This is a genomic window from Pseudomonas xantholysinigenes, assembly GCF_014268885.2.
In the GTDB taxonomy this organism is placed as follows: Bacteria; Pseudomonadota; Gammaproteobacteria; order Pseudomonadales; family Pseudomonadaceae; genus Aquipseudomonas; species Aquipseudomonas xantholysinigenes.
On sequence record NZ_CP077095.1, the window covers coordinates 5,416,192 to 5,437,222 of the forward strand.

General features: G+C 62.4%; 4 protein-coding genes. 1 reads left to right on the plus strand and 3 read right to left on the minus strand.

What is annotated here, in order from left to right:
* Positions 1-200: 200 nt before the first annotated feature.
* From HU772_RS24090 to HU772_RS24100, 3 genes are read right to left on the minus strand one after another with little or no spacing between them, the layout of a single operon-like run.
* Complete coding sequence (locus HU772_RS24090) at positions 201-1,577, minus strand: HlyD family type I secretion periplasmic adaptor subunit (protein WP_186662685.1); 1,377 nt, start codon at positions 1,575-1,577, stop codon at positions 201-203.
* On the minus strand, positions 1,567-3,723 hold the full coding sequence (locus HU772_RS24095; protein ID WP_186662686.1) for a type I secretion system permease/ATPase: 2,157 nt from the start codon (positions 3,721-3,723) through the stop codon (positions 1,567-1,569). The genes HU772_RS24090 and HU772_RS24095 overlap by 11 nt, the downstream gene beginning before the upstream one ends.
* Before the next feature lie 43 nt (positions 3,724-3,766).
* Positions 3,767-5,104 (minus strand): TolC family outer membrane protein, encoded by a 1,338-nt coding sequence (locus HU772_RS24100; RefSeq protein WP_186662687.1) that lies wholly within the window; start codon positions 5,102-5,104, stop codon positions 3,767-3,769.
* A gap of 349 nt (positions 5,105-5,453) precedes the next feature.
* Between HU772_RS24100 and HU772_RS24105 the strand changes: the two genes are divergently transcribed.
* A complete protein-coding gene (locus tag HU772_RS24105) occupies positions 5,454-21,002 on the plus strand; it encodes a retention module-containing protein (protein ID WP_217858741.1) in 15,549 nt (5,182 codons plus the stop codon).
* The last annotated feature ends 29 nt before the right edge of the window (positions 21,003-21,031 follow it).

Sequence of the window (21,031 nt, forward strand, 5' to 3'; positions counted from 1 at the left end):
CAGGATTTTAAATACCGCTACGGAATATACATATGAAGGGGTTGCTTCTCAGGCGATACGCTCACCTGTAGGAGCGGCCTTGTGTCGCGAATGGGCCGCGAAGCGGCCCCGCGATCTTTGCATCAACGCTGAAATCCTGGGGCCGCCTTGCGGCCCTTTCGCGGCACAAGGCCGCTCCTACAGGGATCGCATAATGACTGTCAGCGCTCGCGCAGTGCCTCGCTGCGCGCCTTGATGATCGGCTTGAGCAGGTAGCTCATGATGGTCTTCTTGCCGGTCATGATATCCACCGTCGCCACCATGCCCGGGATGATCAACAGCGGCTTCTCTTCAGAGCCCAGGTGACTCTTCTCGGTACGCAGCTTGATCAGGTAGTAGGTGGTTTTCTTGTCTTCGTCGGTGATGGTGTCGGCACCGATCTGCTCGAGCTTGGCCTTCATGCCGCCGTAGATGGTGTAGTCATAGGCGGTGAACTTGACCGTGGCTTCCTGACCCGGGTGCAGGAAGGCGATGTCCTTGGGCAGGATCTTCGCCTCCACCACCAGGGTGTCGTCCAACGGCACGATCTCGATGATGTCGCTGCCCGGCTGGATCACCCCGCCGATGGTGTTGACCAGCAGCTGCTTGACGATGCCACGTACCGGCGAGGTGACCATGGTGCGGTGCACCCGGTCGTCCAGCGCCTTGCTGGTGGCGGTGGCCTTGTTCAGCTCGGTGCGGGCCTCGTTGAGCTGGGTCAAGGCCTCGCTGCGGAACTTGCCGCGGGTCTCCTCGATCTTGCTCTGGACTTCCTTGATCGCCGCTTCGGCACGGGGAATGGCCAAGGCGGTGGAGTCCATCTGGCCACGGTTCTCGACCTCGGCCCGACGCAGGCGCAGCACTTCGACCTGGGAGATCGCGCCCTGGGCCACCAACGGCTCGGACATGGCGATCTCCTGGCGCAGCAGCTGCAGGCTGTTGGCGTACTGGGCACGCTTGGAGTTGAACTCGCGCAGTTCCTGCTGCTTCTGCACCAGCTGCTGCTGCAGGCCGCCGATCTCGTCCTGCAATTGCTGGCGCCGGCTCTGGTACAGCGACTGCTCGTTGGCGGCCTGGCTCGGCGCGGCCTTGCGCAGTTCTTCGTCGATCTGCAGCGGCTTGTCCTCGACCTCGGCGTTCAGGCGTTGCACGCGCAGGGCCATGGCCAGGCGCGAGGCCTCGGTCTCGTCGACGTTGGAAGCGAAGCGGGTTTCGTCCAGACGCAGCAGCGGCTGGCCGACTTCGACGATTTCCCCTTCCTTGGCGAAGATCTCGGCGACGATGCCGCCCTCGAGGTTCTGGATCTTCTGCACCTTGGACGACGGGATGGCCTTGCCCTCGCCGCGCGTCACTTCGTCGATGGGCGCGACGCTGGCCCAGATGATCATGAACAGGAAGAACGCGATCACCCCCCAGATGGTCAGGCGCACCACCCGTGGCGCGTCCTCGATCAAGGCCTTGTTGACCTCAGGCAGGGGCTGCCCGGCCAACGACTCGGAGCCTTTGAAATAACGGCGCAGGCTGTCCTTGAAACGCCCGATATCCAGCTTATGCAACACTGATCTGCCCCTTCTTCAGCGCATCCATGACGGCGGCTTTCGGGCCATCCGCGACAATCTGTCCACGATCGATGACGATCAGCCGGTCCACCAGCGACAGCAACGAGGCGCGGTGGGTGACCAGCAACACGGTCTTGCCTTCGACAACTGCCGCCAGGCGCTGCTTGAGGCGCTCCTCGCCGGTGTTGTCCATGGCGCTGGTGGGTTCGTCGAGCAGCAGGATCTGCGGGTTGAGCAGCAGTGCCCGGCCCAGGGCGACGTTCTGCCGCTGGCCACCGGACAGGTTCTGCCCGCGCTCGCCGACCTGCAGCTCGTAGCCATCCGGGTGCAGGCGGGCGAACTCGTGCACACCGGCCAGCTCGGCGGCCTGCAGGATCAGCTCGTCCTCGATGTAGCGGGCGCCGCTGACCAGGTTGTCGCGCAGGGTACCGGCGAGCAGCTGGATGTCCTGGGGCACGTAGCCGATATTGTGACGCAGCTCGCTGACGTCGATCTGGCGAATGTCCACGCCATCGACCAGCAACGAGCCGTTATCCGGCTCGTACAGGCCAACGATCAACTTGGCCAGCGAGCTCTTGCCCGAGCCGCTGCGGCCGATGATGCCAACCTTCTCGCCGGGGCGGATGGTCAGGTTGATGCCCTTGAGCGCCTGGTTCTGCTGGTTCGGGTAGGTGAACTCGACACCCCGGAACTCAATGGCACCCTGCAGCACCTGGCGGCTCAGCGGACGCTCCTCGAAGTTGCGCTCCTGGGGCAGTTCCATCATCTGGTCGGTGGCGACCATGGTCACCTTGGCTTGCTGGTAGCGGGCCAGCAGGCCGTTCAGCGAGCCCAACGGGCCGAGGGCACGGCCGCTGAGCATGTAGCAGGCCACCAGGCCGCCCATGCTGAGGTTGCCGTCGATGATCAGGTACACGCCCACGCAGATCATCGCCACGCCGGCCAGCTGCTGGATCAGCGCGGTGATGTTCATGGCCAGGCCCGACAGCACCTTGACCCGCAGCTCCAGGCGGCTAAGGGTGCCGAGGGTCTGCTCCCACATGTACTGGCGCTCGCTCTCGGCGTTGTTGACCTTGACTGCGTCCAGCCCGGCTAGGGTCTCGATCAGGCTCGACTGGCGCTCCGAGGCCAGGGCCATGGTGCGTTCCATGGTCGCCATCAGTGGTTTCTGCAGGGCATAGCCGATACCCAGGGCCAATGGGAAGGCCAGGATCGGGATCCACACCAGGTGCCCACCGATGATGGCGATGACCATGAGGATCAGGAAGGTGAACGGCAAGTCGATCAGGCTGGTCAGGGTCAGCGAGGCGAGGAAGTCGCGCAGGCCCTGGAACTCGTGGATGTTCTGGGCGAAGCTGCCGACCCGCGCCGGACGGTACTTCATGGCCATGCCGACGATGCGCTCGAACAGCGTCGCCGAGATGATCAGGTCGGTCTTCTTGCCGGCCAGGTCCAGGCACAGGCTGCGCAGCCCCTTGAGGATCAGGTCGAAGACATAGGCGCCGGCGATGCCGACCGCCAGCACCCAGAGGGTCGAGGTGGCCTGGTTGGGCACCACGCGGTCGTACACGTTCATCACGAACAACGGCGCAGCCAGGGCGATCAGGTTGATCACCAGGCTGGCGGCGATGGCGTCGATGTACAGCCACTTGCTGCGCAGCAGGGTGTCGCGGAACCACGAGCGCGCCCGCGGGATCAGGTTGCCGTGGTTGACGTCGAACTTGTGCTGCGGCTGGGCGAAGAACACCTTGCCGCTGTAGTCGCTCTGCAGCGCTTCACGGGTGACGTGCACCTCGCCGCCGTCGCTCTCGCTGAGCAGCAGGCGCGCGGTGTCTTCGTTCTCCCAGCCCAGCAGGACGGCGCAGCGGCCTTCCTTGAGCAGCAGCATCGCCGGCATGGCGATGCTCGGGATCTGTTCCAGCTTGCGCTGCAGCAAACGCCCCTGCAGCCCGGCGCGCGCGGCGGCGCGGGGCAGCAGCTCGGCGGTCAGGCGCTGGGCGGGCAAGGGCAGCCCTGTGGTCAGCATGGCCCGGCTGGCGGGTTTCTGATGCAGGACACACAGGGTCAGCAGACTGTCCAGCAGCGGGTCGTCATGCTGACTGCGTGGATCGTGGCTGAGTTGGACTCGACTGACTTCGGATTCCACGCGGCGCTCTCTTCATCCTTGCGGGGTAGGTTCAAGGCGCCTTTCAGTTCATGCCTGGCAGGTTCACCTTGGGTTTCAGGTCGTTCTGCACAACAGCGGCCATCGGGGCTACGACACCCTGGCTCTTGAGCAGCTGGCCAATGGTCGCCTTGATTCGGTACTGAGTAAACATTTGCGTGTTCTTCACCTCTACCAGACGGCGCTGGGCGGTGAAGGTTTCATTCTCGCTGTCGAGCAAGTCGAGCAGGGTTCGCTCGCCCAGGCTGAACTGTTGCTGGTAGGCGCTGCGCACACGGTTGCTGTGATCGACGTACTGCTGGGCGATCGGCACCTGGGCGTTGGCGTTCTCCAGAGCATTCCATGCCAAGCCTAACTCCTCATTGAGCTGGCGCAAGGCGTTGTTACGAATATCCAGCGCCTGGTTGGCCAGGTACGACTTCGACTCGAGGTCGGCCTTGTTGCTGCCACCGGCGTACAGGTTGAAGTTCATGCGCAGCATGGCCTGCCACTCGTTGTTGTGGCCAACGGCGCCGTCGAGGTTGTTGTCGGCGGTGCGGCCGAGCTCGGCGTCGAATCGTGGGTAGAAGGTGGACTTGGCCGCGTCGTACTGCTTCTCGGCGGCCGCGATGTCCGATTCGGCCGAACGCAGTACCGGGCTGAACTCGATCAGCTGGTGGCGCGCTTCGTCGAGGGTTGCCGGCAGCAGGTCGACAAACGGCGCAGGCGTGCTTAACTCGTCGGGCATTTGTCCGACGACGCTCAGGTAGTTGGTATTGGCGTCGGCCAGGTTGGTCTGCTCGGTGATCAGGTTGTTGCGAGCCTGGGCCTGGCGCGCTTCGGCCTGGTCGAGATCGGCCATGCGCCCGACACCACGGCTGGTACGCAGCTTGATCTGGTCGAGGATGCGGTCGTGGTTGCGCAGGTTGTCTTCGGCCAGGCGCACCATTTCGCGGCGTGCCAGCACATCCAGGTAGACCTGGGCGACGGTCAGCGCGGTGCGCTCGGAGGTGCCCAGCAACGAATAGGCGCGGGCATTGACGGTGGCTTGTTGACGCCCGACTTCACTGGAGGTGGCGAAACCGTCAAAAACCATTTGTCGCAGGCGAATGGCCGACTCGCCACGGTTGAGCGTCTCCCAGCGATTGCGGGTACTGGGGCTGTCGCTGCCTTCACGACCGTAACCGGCCGTCACATCGACCCGCGGCAAATAGCCGCCCTGGGCAGCACGCAATTGGTAATCCGCAGCCGTGCGGGCATTTACCCCGGCCTGGATTTCCGGGTGCACCTCGAGGGCTTTTTGCATGGCTTCGGGCAAGGATTGTGCTTGAACGAATGTGGCGGCGAGAGCGAAAGGAAGAGCGGTGAACAGTGACGCACGCATGTTTGCTGGTTCCCGAGAAGAGCGGTTGTCCTAAATCACAGCCGAAGCTGTGCCTGCCTTGGAAAATGGCAAGCCCTGATCCTGTGGGTAGGAAACTTCCGAATAGGCAGTGCGATTAATACGAAAGAGAGGGCTGAAAGTGGCCAAATATCAATGTGACATTACCTCGGCGATTGTTTAGGATGGCAGCCAGAAGGTCAATACTTTGGCATAAACTTAATAGCCAGAAATTATAGACGTAAAATTGACGCAAATCAGCGTCAAAAACATTATTGAAACATTCCATCAGTCGCCGCCCACGCGCGAGCAGGCATGGAAGCCAACTGAACGGGTAGATCCGGAGAGTCCAATGAGCACTGTTGTTGCCATCGTCAAAAGCATTGTTGGCCAAGTCATCGCAGTTTCCCCAGAAGGCATCCGGCGTGTACTCATCGAAGGCGACCGCCTGTTCGCCGGCGAGCAGGTCGATACCGGCGCCGGTGGCGCGGTGTCCCTGGAGCTGGCCGATGGCCGCGTGCTCGACCTGGGCCGCGATACCCAGTGGAGCGCCGACACCCCCGACAGCAGCACCGACCTGAGCCAGGCCAGCGCCCAGGCGGCGCCTTCGGTCGAAGAGCTGCAGCAGGCGATTGCCGCCGGCGCGGACCCGACCACCGAACTGGAAGCCACCGCGGCCGGCCCGTCTGCCGCAGGCGGTGGCGCGGCGGGTGGCGGTCACAGCTTCGTGATGCTGCAAGAGACCGCCGGCGCGGTTGACCCGACCATCGGCTTCCCCACCGGCCCGATCGGCTTCGCCAACGGCCAGGGCGTCGAGGAAGTGGGCGGGCTGGATACCAGCACCGGCAACACGACGACCACCAACGCTCCCATCGTCACCGGCCTGACCCTGAGCGCCACCCCCACGATCACCGAGGCGGGTGGCGTGATCGTCTATACCGCCACCGTCGGCCAGCCGCCGCTGAGCAACCTGACCGTCACCCTGTCCAACGGCGCGGTGATCGTCATCCCGGCCGGCCAGACCACCGGCAGCGTGAACGTCACCATCGCGCCGAACGACACGCCGTACATCGACGGCGGCCAGATCTCCGCCAACATCACCGGCACCACCGGTGGCAATGGCCTGGTCATCACGCCGAACACCACCCCGGCAGTGACCCAGGTCACCGACACCATCGACACCACCACCGCCACCCTGACGGCTACCCCGAGCGTCACCGAAGGCGGTGTGATCACCTACACCGTGACCCTGACCAACCCGGCCCAGACCCCGGTGACCGTGACCCTGTCCAACGGCCAGACCGTCACCATCGAGGCCGGCAAGTCGTCGGGCAGCGTCGATTTCCAGACCCCGCCCAACGATGTCTACAACAACGGCAGCACCGTCAGCACCACGATCACGGGGGCAACGGGCGGCAACTTCGAGAAACTGGAGCCGAACCCAACGCCTGCGGAAACAGTCATCAATGACTCGGTGGACACCACCACCGCTACCCTGACCGCCACCCCGAGCGTCACCGAAGGCGGCGTGATCACCTACACCGTGACTCTGACCAACCCGGCCCAGACCCCGGTCACCGTCACCCTGTCCAACGGCCAGACCGTCACCATCGAGGCCGGCAAGTCGTCGGGTAGCGTCGATTTCCAGACCCCGCCCAACGACGTCTACAACAACGGCAGCACCGTCAGCACCACGATCACGGGGGCAACGGGCGGCAACTTCGAGAAACTGGAGCCGAACCCAACGCCTGCGGAAACAGTCATCAATGACTCGGTGGATACCACCACCGCCACTCTGACCGCCACCCCGAGCGTCACCGAAGGCGGCGTGATCACCTACACCGTGACCCTGACCAACCCGGCCCAGACCGAGGTCACCGTCACCCTGTCCAACGGCCAGACCGTCACCGTCAAGGCCGGCGAAACCAGCGGTAGCGTCGACTTCCAGACCCCGGCCAACGACGTGTTCGTCAACGGCAGCACCGTCAGCACCACCATTACCGGCGCCACGGGCGGCAACTTCGAGAGCCTGGTGCCGAACAAGACGCCAGCCCAGACCGAAATCAAGGACAGCATCGATACCGTGACGGTCAATATCGCCAGCAACGGCGATGTGACCGAAGCACAACAGCCGACCTTTACCGTGTCGGTGAGCCAGAAGCTTGACCACGACCTGACCGTTACCCTGTCCAACGGTGACAAGGTGGTGATCAAGGCTGGTGAAACCGAAACGACCTACAACCTGCCAGCCCAGGGCGACGACGTGTTCAAGGACGCGGGTTCCGTGACCCTTGGCGTGACCGATGCCAGCGTCTCGGGCAAGACCTTCGAACACCTGGAGCTGGGTGGCGATGCCACCGTGCAGATCACTGACACCATCAGTGAAGTCGTCGCGACCCTGACGGCCGACAAGACCACCGTCGCCGAGGGTGGCCAGATCACCTACACCGTAACCCTGACCAACGGCCAGGGCCTGTCGGTCGTTGGCCACAATGGCCTGACCTTCACCCTCACCGATGGCACCAAAGTCACCATCCCCGCTGGCAGCGCCACCGGTACCATTACCATCAATGCCCCGGACGACGTCTTCGTCGGCGGCCAGCCTTCGATTGTGAACAAGCTCGAAGGCGTCACCGGCGCCGATAACTTCGAAAAACTCACCCTCGGCAAAGAGGAAGTGAAGACCGAAGTCACCGACGAGCCAGGCACCGGCACTCCGGGCACCGATAACCAGGGCGACAAAGTCTCGGTCACCATCGTCAGCAAAGGCGATGTCACTGAAGACCAGCAGCCGGCCTTCACCGTCAAAGTCAGCCAGAAACTGGACCACGACCTGACCGTTACCTTGAGCAATGGCGACAAGGTCGTCATCAAGGCCGGCCAGACTGAAACCGAGTACAAGGCCAAGGCCCAGGGTGACGACGTCTTCAAGGACGGCGACACCCTGACTGTCGGCATCACCGACGCAGCAGTGGATGGCAAGTCCTTTGAAAATCTGGAGCTGGGCGGCAACGCCAGCGTGCAGATCACTGACACCATCAGCGAAGTCGTCGCGACCCTGACCGCCGACAAGACCACCGTCAGCGAAGGTGGCCAGATCACCTACACCGTCACCCTGACCAACGGCCAGGGCCTGTCGGTCGTCGGCCACAATGGCCTGACCTTCACCTTGAGCGATGGCACCAAAGTGACCATCCCTGCTGGCAGCGCTACCGGCACCATCACCATCAATGCCCCGGACGACGTCTTCGTCGGCGGCCAGCCTTCGATTGTGAACAAACTGGAAGGTGTTACCGGCGCCGACAACTTCGAAAAACTCACCCTCGGCAAAGAGGAAGTGAAGACCGAAGTCACCGACGAGCCAGGCACCGGCACTCCGGGCACCGATAACCAGGGCGACAAAGTCTCGGTCACCATCGTCAGCAAAGGCGATGTCACCGAAGACCAGCAGCCGGCCTTCACCGTCAAAGTCAGCCAGAAACTGGATCACGACCTGACCGTCACCCTGTCCAACGGCGACAAGGTAGTGATCAAGGCTGGTGAAACCGAGACCGAATACAAGGCCAAAGCCCAAGGTGATGACGTTTTCAAGGACGGCGACACCCTGACCGTTGGCATCACCGACGCGGTCGTCGACGGTAAGACCTTCGAGAATCTGGAGCTCGGCGGCAACGCCAGCGTCCAGATCACCGACACCATCAGCGAAGTCGTCGCAACCCTGACCGCTGACAAGACCACCGTTAGCGAAGGTGGCCAGATCACCTACACCGTCACCCTGACCAATGGCCAAGGTTTGTCGGTCGTCGGCCACAACGGGCTGACCTTCACCCTGAGTGATGGCACCAAGGTCACCATCCCAGCGGGCAGCGCCACTGGCACCATCACCATCAACGCCCCGGACGACGTCTTCGTCGGCGGCCAGCCTTCGATTGTGAACAAACTGGAAGGTGTCACGGGCGCCGACAACTTCGAAAAACTCACCCTCGGCAAAGAGGAAGTGAAGACTGAAGTCACCGACGAGCCGGGCACGGGTACCCCAGGCACCGACAACCAGGGCGACAAAGTCTCGGTCACTATCGTCAGCAAAGGTGATGTCACTGAAGACCAGCAACCGGCCTTCACCGTCAAAGTGAGTCAGAAGCTCGACCACGATCTGACTGTCACCTTGTCCAACGGCGACAAGGTGGTGATCAAGGCTGGTGAAACCGAAACCGAATACAAGGCCAAGGCCCAGGGCGACGACGTCTTCAAAGACGGCGATACCCTGACCGTCGGCATCACCGATGCCGCTGTCGATGGCAAATCCTTCGAGAATCTGGAGCTGGGTGGCAACGCCAGTGTTCAAATCACCGACACCATCAGCGAAGTCGTCGCGACCCTGACCGCTGACAAGACCACCGTCAGCGAAGGTGGCCAGATCACCTACACCGTGACCCTGACCAACGGCCAAGGCCTGTCGGTCGTTGGCCACAACGGCCTGACCTTCACCCTCACCGATGGCACCAAAGTGACCATCCCAGCGGGCAGTGCTACTGGCACCATCACCATCAATGCCCCGGACGACGTCTTCGTCGGCGGCCAGCCTTCGATTGTGAACAAGCTCGAAGGCGTCACCGGCGCCGATAACTTCGAGAAGCTGACGCTCGGTAAGGACGAGGTGAAAACCGAAGTCACCGACGAGCCAGGCACCGGCACTCCAGGCACCGACAACCAAGGCGACAAGGTTAGCGTGACCATCGTCAGCAAAGGCGATGTCACCGAAGACCAGCAACCCGCCTTCACCGTCAAAGTGAGCCAGAAACTGGACCACGACCTGACCGTTACCCTGTCCAACGGCGACAAGGTGGTGATCAAGGCCGGGGAAACCGAAACCGAATACAAGGCCAAAGCCCAGGGCGATGACGTCTTCAAGGACGGCGATACCCTCACCGTCGGCATCACCGACGCGGCAGTGGATGGCAAAACCTTCGAAAACCTGGAGCTCGGCGGCAACGCCAGCGTGCAGATCACCGACACCATCAGTGAAGTCGTCGCGACCCTGACTGCGGACAAGACCACCGTCGCTGAGGGTGGCCAGATCACCTACACCGTGACCCTGACCAACGGCCAGGGCCTGTCGGTCGTCGGCCACAATGGCCTGACCTTCACCTTGAGCGATGGCACCAAGGTCACCATCCCCGCTGGCAGCGCCACCGGCACCATCACCGTCAATGCACCGGATGATGTGTTCGTCGGCGGTCAACCGACCATCGTCAACAAACTGGAAGGTGTGACTGGTGCCGATAACTTCGAGAAACTCACCCTCGGCAAAGAGGAAGTGAAGACCGAAGTCACCGACGAGCCAGGCACTGGCACTCCAGGCACCGATAACCAAGGCGACAAGGTTAGCGTGACCATCGTCAGCAAAGGCGACGTCACCGAAGACCAGCAACCTGCGTTCACCGTTAAAGTCAGCCAGAAGCTCGACCACGACCTGACCGTTACTTTGAGCAATGGCGACAAGGTCGTTATCAAGGCTGGCCAGACCGAAACCGAATACAAAGCCAAAGCCCAGGGCGATGATGTCTTCAAAGACGGCGACACCCTGACCGTCGGCATCACCGATGCCGCTGTCGATGGCAAGGCCTTCGAGAACCTGGAGCTGGGCGGCAATGCCAGCGTGCAGATCACTGACACCATCAGCGAAGTCGTGGCGACCCTGACCGCCGACAAGACCACCGTCGCTGAAGGTGGCCAGATCACCTACACCGTCACCCTGACCAACGGCCAGGGCCTGTCGGTCGTTGGCCACAATGGCCTGACCTTCACCCTCACCGATGGCACCAAAGTGACCATCCCCGCTGGCAGCGCCACCGGTACCATCACCGTCAACGCCCCGGACGACGTCTTCGTCGGCGGCCAGCCTTCGATTGTGAACAAACTGGAAGGTGTCACTGGCGCCGATAACTTCGAGAAGCTCACCCTCGGCAAAGAGGAAGTGAAGACCGAAGTCACCGACGAGCCAGGCACCGGCACTCCAGGCACTGACAACCAAGGCGACAAGGTTAGCGTGACCATCGTCAGCAAAGGCGACGTCACCGAAGACCAGCAGCCGGCCTTCACCGTCAAAGTGAGCCAGAAACTGGACCACGACCTGACCGTCACCCTGTCCAACGGCGACAAGGTCGTTATCAAGGCCGGCCAGACCGAAACCGAGTACAAGGCCAAGGCCCAGGGCGATGATGTCTTCAAAGACGGCGATACCCTGACTGTCGGCATTACCGATGCCGCTGTCGATGGCAAATCCTTCGAGAATCTGGAGCTCGGCGGCAACGCCAGCGTCCAGATCACCGACACCATCAGCGAAGTTGTCGCAACCTTGACGGCTGACAAGACCACCGTCAGCGAAGGCGGCCAGATCACCTACACCGTGACCCTGACCAACGGCCAGGGCCTGTCGGTCGTCGGCCACAACGGCCTGACTTTCACCTTGAGCGATGGCACCAAGGTCACCATCCCCGCTGGCAGCGCCACCGGTACCGCCACCATCACCGCCCCGGACGATGTGTTCATCGGTGGCCAGGCGACCATCAGCAACAAGCTGACCGGCGTCACCGGCGCTGACAACTTCGAGAAGCTGACCCTGGGCCAGAACGAAGTGCAGACCTCCGTCACCGACGAGCCCGGTACCGGAACGCCGGGCACTGACAACCAAGGCGACAAGGTCTCGGTCACCATCGTCAGCAACGGCGATGTCACTGAAGACCAACAACCCGCCTTCACCGTCAAAGTCAGCCAGAAACTGGACTATGACCTGACCGTCACCCTGTCCAATGGCGACAAGGTGGTGATCAAGGCCGGCCAGACCGAGGCCGAGTACAAGACCACCGCCCAGGGCGATGACGTCTTCAAGGACGGTGATTCGCTGACCGTCGGCATCACTGATGCTTCCGTGCCTGGTCATACCTTCGAGAATCTGGAGCTCGGTGGCGATGCCACCGTCCAGATCACCGATACCATCAGTGAAGTGGTCGCGACCCTGACCGCTGACAAGACCACCGTCGCCGAGGGTGGCCAGATCACCTACACCGTCACCCTGACCAACGGCCAGGGCCTGTCGGTCGTTGGCCACAATGGCCTGACCTTCACCCTCACCGACGGCACCAAGGTCACCATCCCTGCTGGCAGCGCTACCGGCACCATCACCATCAATGCCCCAGACGACGTCTTCGTCGGCGGCCAGCCTTCGATTGTGAACAAACTGGAAGGTGTTACCGGCGCCGACAACTTCGAAAAACTCACCCTCGGCAAAGAGGAAGTGAAGACCGAAGTCACCGACGAGCCAGGCACCGGCACTCCGGGCACCGATAACCAGGGCGACAAAGTCTCGGTCACCATCGTCAGCAAAGGCGATGTCACTGAAGACCAGCAGCCGGCCTTCACCGTCAAAGTCAGCCAGAAACTGGACCACGACCTGACCGTTACCTTGAGCAATGGCGACAAGGTCGTCATCAAGGCCGGCCAGACTGAAACCGAGTACAAGGCCAAGGCCCAGGGTGACGACGTCTTCAAGGACGGCGACACCCTGACTGTCGGCATCACCGATGCCGCTGTCGATGGCAAATCCTTCGAGAATCTGGAGCTGGGCGGCAACGCCAGTGTTCAAATCACCGACACCATCAGCGAAGTCGTGGCGACCCTGACCGCGGACAAGACCACCGTCGCCGAGGGTGGCCAGATCACCTACACCGTCACCCTGACCAACGGCCAGGGCCTGTCGGTCGTCGGCCACAATGGCCTGACCTTCACCTTGAGCGATGGCACCAAAGTGACCATCCCCGCTGGCAGCGCCACCGGTACCATCACCGTCAATGCGCCTGATGATGTGTTCGTCGGTGGTCAACCGACCATCGTCAACAAACTGGAAGGTGTGACCGGCGCCGACAACTTCGAAAAACTCACCCTCGGCAAAGAGGAAGTGAAGACCGAAGTCACCGACGAGCCGGGCACCGGCACTCCAGGCACTGACAACCAAGGCGACAAGGTTAGCGTGACCATCGTCAGCAAAGGCGACGTCACCGAAGACCAGCAGCCGGCCTTCACCGTCAAAGTCAGCCAGAAACTGGATCACGACCTGACCGTTACCTTGAGCAATGGCGACAAGGTCGTCATCAAGGCCGGCCAGACTGAAACCGAATACAAAGCCAAAGCCCAAGGTGATGACGTCTTCAAGGACGGCGACACCCTGACCGTTGGCATCACCGACGCGGCTGTAGACGGCAAGACCTTCGAGAATCTGGAGCTCGGCGGCAACGCCAGCGTCCAGATCACCGACACCATCAGTGAAGTCGTCGCAACCCTGACCGCTGACAAGACCACCGTTAGCGAAGGTGGCCAGATCACCTACACCGTCACCCTGACCAACGGCCAGGGCCTGTCGGTCGTCGGCCACAATGGCCTGACCTTCACCTTGAGCGATGGCACCAAAGTGACCATCCCGGCGGGTAGCGCTACTGGCACCATCACCATCAATGCCCCGGACGACGTCTTCGTCGGCGGCCAGCCGACCATCGTCAACAAACTGGAAGGTGTTACCGGCGCCGACAACTTCGAAAAACTCACCCTCGGCAAAGAGGAAGTGAAGACCGAAGTCACCGACGAGCCGGGCACCGGCACCCCAGGCACTGACAACCAAGGCGACAAGGTTAGCGTGACCATCGTCAGCAAAGGCGATGTCACCGAAGACCAGCAACCGGCCTTCACCGTCAAAGTGAGCCAGAAGCTCGACCACGATCTGACTGTCACCTTGTCCAACGGCGACAAGGTGGTGATCAAGGCTGGTGAAACCGAAACCGAATACAAGGCCAAAGCTCAGGGCGACGACGTATTCAAAGACGGCGATACCCTGACCGTCGGCATCACCGATGCCGCTGTCGATGGCAAATCCTTCGAGAATCTGGAGCTGGGCGGCAACGCCAGCGTGCAGATCACCGATACCATCAGCGAAGTCGTCGCGACCCTGACCGCCGACAAGACCACCGTCGCCGAGGGTGGCCAGATCACCTACACCGTCACCCTGACCAACGGCCAGGGCCTGTCGGTCGTTGGCCACAACGGCCTGACCTTCACCCTCACCGATGGCACCAAAGTCACCATCCCCGCTGGCAGCGCCACCGGCACCATCACCATCAACGCCCCGGACGACGTCTTCGTCGGCGGCCAGCCTTCGATTGTGAACAAGCTCGAAGGCGTCACCGGCGCCGATAACTTCGAAAAACTCACCCTCGGCAAAGAGGAAGTGAAGACCGAAGTCACCGACGAGCCGGGCACCGGCACTCCAGGCACCGATAACCAGGGCGACAAAGTCTCGGTCACTATCGTCAGCAAAGGCGACGTCACCGAAGACCAGCAGCCGGCCTTCACCGTCAAAGTCAGCCAGAAACTGGATCACGACCTGACCGTTACCTTGAGCAATGGCGACAAGGTCGTCATCAAGGCCGGCCAGACTGAAACCGAGTACAAAGCCAAAGCCCAGGGCGATGACGTCTTCAAGGACGGCGACACCCTAACCGTTGGCATCACCGATGCGGCAGTGGATGGCAAGTCCTTCGAGAATCTGGAACTCGGCGGCAACGCCAGCGTCCAGATCACCGACACCATCAGCGAAGTCGTCGCGACCCTGACTGCGGACAAAACCACCGTCAGCGAGGGTGGCCAGATCACCTACACCGTCACCCTGACCAACGGCCAGGGCCTGTCGGTCGTCGGCCACAATGGGCTGACCTTCACCCTCACCGACGGCACCAAAGTGACCATCCCGGCCGGCAGCGCCAGCGGCACCATCACCGTCAATGCACCGGATGATGTGTTCGTCGGCGGTCAGCCGACTATCGTCAACAAACTGGAAGGTGTGACCGGCGCCGACAACTTCGAAAAACTCACCCTCGGCAAAGAGGAAGTGAAGACCGAAGTCACCGACGAACCGGGCACGGGTACCCCAGGCACCGACAACCAAGGCGACAAAGTCTCGGTCACCATCGTCAGCAATGGCAACGTCACCGAAGACCAGCAGCCAAGCTTCACCGTCAAGGTCAGCCAGAAACTGGCGCAAGACCTGACCGTGACCCTGGACAACGGCGACAAGGTGGTGATCAAGGCCGGCCAGACCGAGGCCGAGTACAAGACCACCGCCCAGGGCGACGACGTGTTCAAGGATCCGGGTTCGGTATCCGTCGGCATCAGTGATGCCAGCGTACCGGGCAAGACCTTCGAGAACCTTGAGCTCGGTGGCAAGGCCACCGTGCAGATCACCGACACCGTCAGCGAAGTGGTCGCGACCCTGACCGCCGACAAGTCCACCGTGACCGAAGGCGGCCAGATCACCTACACCGTGACCCTGACCAACGGCCAGGGCCTGTCGGTCACTGGCCACAACGGCCTGACCTTCACCCTGAGCGACGGCACCAAGGTCACCATCCCGGCCGGCAGCGCCAGCGGTACCGCCACCATCACCGCCCCGGACGACGTATTCATCGGCGGCCAGGCCACCATCAGCAACAAGCTGACCGGCGTCACCGGTGCCGACAACTTCGAGAAACTGACCCTCGGCAAGGACGAAGTGAAGACTGGCGTCACCGACGAGCCAGGCTCGGGCACCCCGGGCACCGGCAACCAGGGCGACAAGGTCAGCGTGACCATCGTCGGCAATGGCGATGTGAACGAAGCCGAACAAGCGTCGTTCACCGTCAAGGTCAGCCAGAAACTCGACCAGGACCTGACCGTCACCCTGTCCAACGGCGACAAGGTGGTGATCAAGGCAGGCCAGACCGAAACCGAGTACAAGGCCAAGGCCCAGGGCGACGACGTGTTCAAGGATGGCGGCCCGCTCACCGTCGGCATCAGCGATGCCAGCGTGGTGGGCAAGACCTTCGAGAATCTTGAGCTCGGCGGCTCGGCCACCGTGCAGATCACCGACACCGTCAGCGAGGTCGTGGCCACCTTGTCCGCGGACAAGACCACCGTCAGCGAAGGAGGCCAGGTCACCTACACCGTGACCCTGACCAACGCCCAGGGCCTGTCGGTCACCGGCCACAATGGCCTGACTTTCACCCTCACCGATGGCACCAAGGTCACCATCCCGGCCGGCAGCGCCACTGGCACGGTCACCATCAACGCCCCGGACGACGTGTTCATCGGCGGCCAGCCGACCATCAGCAACAAGCTGACCGGCGTCACCGGCGCCGACAACTTCGAAAAACTGACCTTGGGTCAGAACGAAGTGAAGACCACCGTCACCGACGAGCCAGGTTCGGGTACCCCGGGCACTGGCAACCAGGGCGACAAAGTCTCGGTGACCATCGTCAGCAACGGCAACGTCACCGAAGACCAGCAGCCAAGCTTCACCGTCAAGGTCAGCCAGAAACTGGCCCAGGACCTGACCGTGACCCTGGACAACGGCGACAAGGTCGTCATCAAGGCCGGCCAGACCGAAACCGAGTACAAGGCCAAGGCCCAGGGCGACGACGTATTCAAGGACCCGGGCTCGATCTCCGTCGGCATCAGCGATGCCAGCGTGCCGGGCAAGACCTTCGAAAACCTCGAGCTCGGCGGCAAGGCCACCGTGCAGATCACCGACACCACCAGTGAAGTGGTCGCGACCCTGTCCGCGGACAAGACCACCGTCAGCGAAGGTGGCCAGGTCACCTACACCGTGACCCTGACCAACGCCCAGGGCCTGTCGGTCACCGGCCACAATGGCCTGACCTTCACCCTCACCGACGGCACCAAGGTCACCATCCCAGCCGGCAGCGCCACTGGCACGGTCACCATCAACGCTGCGGACGACGTGTTCATCGGCGGCCAGCCGACCATCAGCAACAAGCTGACCGGCGTCACCGGCGCCGACAACTTCGAAAAACTGACCCTGGGTCAGAACGAAGTGAAGACCACCGTCACCGACGAGCCAGGTTCGGGCACCCCGGGCACTGGCAACCAGGGCGACAAGGTCTCGGTGACCATCGTCAGCAACGGCAACGTTACCGAAGACCAGCAGCCAAGCTTCACCGTCAAGGTCAGCCAGAAACTGGCCCAGGACCTGACCGTGACCCTGGACAACGGCGACAAGGTCGTCATCAAGGCCGGCCAGACCGAAGCCGAGTACAAGGCCAAGGCCCAGGGCGACGACGTGTTCAAGGACCCGGGCTCGATTTCCGTCGGCATCAGCGATGCCAGCGTAACCGGCAAGACCTTCGAAAACCTCGAGCTCGGCGGCAAGGCCACCGTGCAGATCACCGACACCACCAGTGAAGTGGTCGCGACCCTGTCCGCGGACAAGACCACCGTCACAGAAGGCGGCCAGGTCACCTACACCGTGACCCTGACCAACGCCCAGGGCCTGTCGGTCGTTGGCCACAACGGCCTGACCTTCACCCTCACCGACGGTACCAAGGTCACCATCCCGGCCGGCAGCGCCAGCGGCACCTTCACCATCACCGCCAAGGACGACCCGTACGTTGGCGGCCAGCCGAACATCGTCAACAAGATCGAGTCGGTCAGCGGCGGCGACAACTTCGAGAAACTGACCCTCGGCAGCAACACCGTCACCACCAGCGTCACCGACGAACCGGCCGGCCAGGGCGACCTGACCACCGTCGGCATCAGCGGCGACACCTCGGTGACCGAGGGCGACACCGCCCACTACAACCTGACCCTGAGCAACCCGTCGAAGTCCGAGGTGACCATCACCCTGACCTACAGCGGCACCGCCACCGACGGCCAGGACTTCACCGGTGTGGTCACCGTGAAGATCCCGGCCGGCAGCAGCGGCACCAGCTTCGACATCAAGACCATCGACGACAAGCTGGTCGAAGGTTCGGAGAACTTCACGGTCAAGATCAGCGGCGCCAGCGGCGGCGGCTTCGAGAACCTGCAGGTCGACGCCGGCAAGTCCAGCGTCACCACCACCATCATCGACAACGACCACGCGCCAGTCGCCACCGGCGGCGCGGTGACCGGCACCGAAGACACCGACTATGTGTTCCAGTGGGGCGACTTCAACGTCACCGACGCCGACGGCAACAGCGGCCTGTCGGTGACCATCAGCAAGCTGCCGGACCTGGGCAACCTGAAGTTCTTCAACGGCACCTCGTGGGTCGATGTGTCGCTGAACCAGACCATCAGCCAGGCCGACATCGCTGCCGGCAAGCTCAAGTTCGTGCCGTTGGCCAACCAGTCGGGCATCGATGGCTATGGCGGCACCGGCGTGGGCAACCAGCAGGCCGACTACGCGCAGCTCAAGTACAAGCCCAACGACGGCACCAACCTGGGCAACGAAGCGACCCTGAAGGTCGATATCCGCCCGGTCGCCGACAAACCCGACCTGAACATCGGCAACAACAACGTCAACTCGATCGGCCTGCAGAAGGAAACCTGGAACAGCCTCACCGGCCTGGGCAACAACGGTAACGGCATCTCCGGCGATAGCCTGAAGAACGTGTTCGCCAACTCCGGCAATGCCAGCAAGACCGAGACGGTCACCGGCGTCGACTCGACCAGCAACGTCACCCCAGGCAGCGGCTCGAAGACTTCCGGCCTGATCTACCTGGAAGCCGGCAAGACCTATTCCTTCACCGGCACCGCCGATGACAGCCTGCAGATCGTCGTCGGCGGCAAGAACGTCGCCAGCGGTATCTGGGGCTCCAACAGCGGCGCGATCTCCGGCAGCTTCACCCCGACCACCAGCGGCTACTACACCCTGGAGATCTACAACGCCAACCAGGCCGGCCCAGGTAGCCTGGACGTCAACATCCGGGTCAACAATGGCGCGGCCATGGACCTGAACAGCTCGAACATCCCGATGTACCCGAGCGTCAACGACCTGAGCAACGCCGGCGTCACCGTCTCCGACCTGCATGGCAGCAACGGTCAGGGCTACTACGACGGCTACAAGCTCAACGAAGGCAGCGAGAACGGCGCGCCGGTCAAGCTGGTCGGCATCAGCACCAACCTGACCGACACCGATGGTTCCGAGACCCTGAGCGTCAAGCTCGGCGGTATCCCGGCGGGCTCGGTGCTGTCCGACGGCGCCGGCCACACCGTGACCGTCGGCAAGGACGCGGTGGACGTCACCGGCTGGAACCTGGGCAGCCTGACCATCAAGCCACCGGCCTACTACCAGGGCCAGTTCGACGTGAAGGTCACCTCGACCTCCACCGAAAGCGTTGGCGGCAGCACCGCGACCAGCGAAGGCACCATCAAGGTCAACGTCTACCCACAGAGCTACAACACCAGCAACCTGTCGTCGGACAACGACAACGTGATGGGCACCGATGGCAACGATATCGTCGTCTCGGACGTCTCGGGCCTGCATGTGGTGCCTGGGCAGGACTACAACCTGGCCTTCATCGTCGACACCTCGGGCAGCATGGGCAAAAACGGCGTGGACGCAGCCAAGAGCTCCCTGGAGTCGGTGTTCAAGACCTTGGCCGCCAGCGTCAAGGGCGCGGCCTCGGGCACGGTGAACATCCTGCTGGTCGACTTTGCCAGCCAGGTCAAGAGCAGCATCTCGGTGACGCTGAACGATGCCGGCCTGCAAAAGCTGCTCGACGCGCTGGGCAACCTCAAGTCCGACGGTGGCACCAACTACGAAGACGCCTTCAAGACCACCGCCAACTGGTTCCAGAACCTGCAGAACGCCGGCAACAAGGGCAGCAACCAGACGTTCTTCATCACCGACGGGCAACCGACGTACTATCAGACCGGCGAGAAGACCAACCCGACCCTCGGCTACAGCAGCACCAAGCTGGACGACTACCTCGCGTCGATCAACTACAAGATCGGTGACGTGGTCACCCGCGGCAACCTGGATGGCTACAACCGCGTCAACATCGACTCCAGCGGCAAGATGACCGTCGAGTACTGGAACGGCTACAGCTGGTCGACCCACAGCTCCAGCTCGGGCACCCTGCACGCCCAGGGCGACGGCACCTACGAGATCTCCAGCCTCGGCGGCTACGGCAGCTACACCGACAACGCCACCTGGAACAACTCGCTGGATAGCTTCAAGCTGCTCTCGGGCCTGTCCAACGTCGAGGCGATCGGCCTCAACAATGGTGTGAACGCCAACGACCTGAAGCCATTCGACTCTGACGGCAAGCCGCAGACCAACATCGACCCGAGCAAGTTGGCCGAAGCGATCCTCGGCCACACCGAAGTCACCAACCCGGGCAATGACACGGTCAACGGCGGCGACGGCAACGACATCATCTTCGGCGATCTGATGACCTTCGACGGCATCGCCGGTACCGGTGTCGAGGCGATCCAGGCCTATGTCGCCGGCAAGACCGGCGTGGCAACGGGCGACGTGGATGCGCGGACGATGCACAAGTACATCACCGAGCACTACACCGAGTTCGACATCTCGCGCAGCAACGATGGCAACGACACCCTGCTCGGTGGCAACGGCAACGACATCATCTTCGGCCAGGGTGGCAACGACACCCTCGACGGTGGCAAGGGCAATGACGTCCTGCTGGGTGGCGCTGGCAATGACATCCTCATCGGCGGCAAGGGCGACGACATCCTCATCGGTGGCAGTGGCGCCGACACCTTCGTGTGGAAGGCCGGCGACCTGGGCAAGGACGTGATCAAGGACTTCAACGTCAAGGAAGGCGACCGCCTCGACCTGAGCGACCTGCTCCAGGGCGAGAAGGCCAGCACCATCGACAACTTCCTGAAGATCACCACGGTCGGCGGCGAGTCGACCCTGCAGGTCAGCACCGAGGGCAAGCTCAACGCCGCCGGGGGCCTGGCCAACGCCGACGTGACCATCAAGCTCGAAGGTGTGAACTGGTCGAACACCACGATCAATTCGTTGATCAGCGGGGCCGACCCGACCATCAAGATCGACAACTCCAATAGCTGATCCCCGTGCTCCACGGCGGCCCACAAGGG

Coding starts and splice junctions, on each gene's coding strand:
- HU772_RS24105 (WP_217858741.1), top strand. CDS start 5,454: ATGAGCACTGTTGTTGCCATCGTCAAAAGCATTGTTGGCCAAGTCATC.
- HU772_RS24100 (WP_186662687.1), bottom strand. CDS start 5,104: ATGCGTGCGTCACTGTTCACCGCTCTTCCTTTCGCTCTCGCCGCCACA.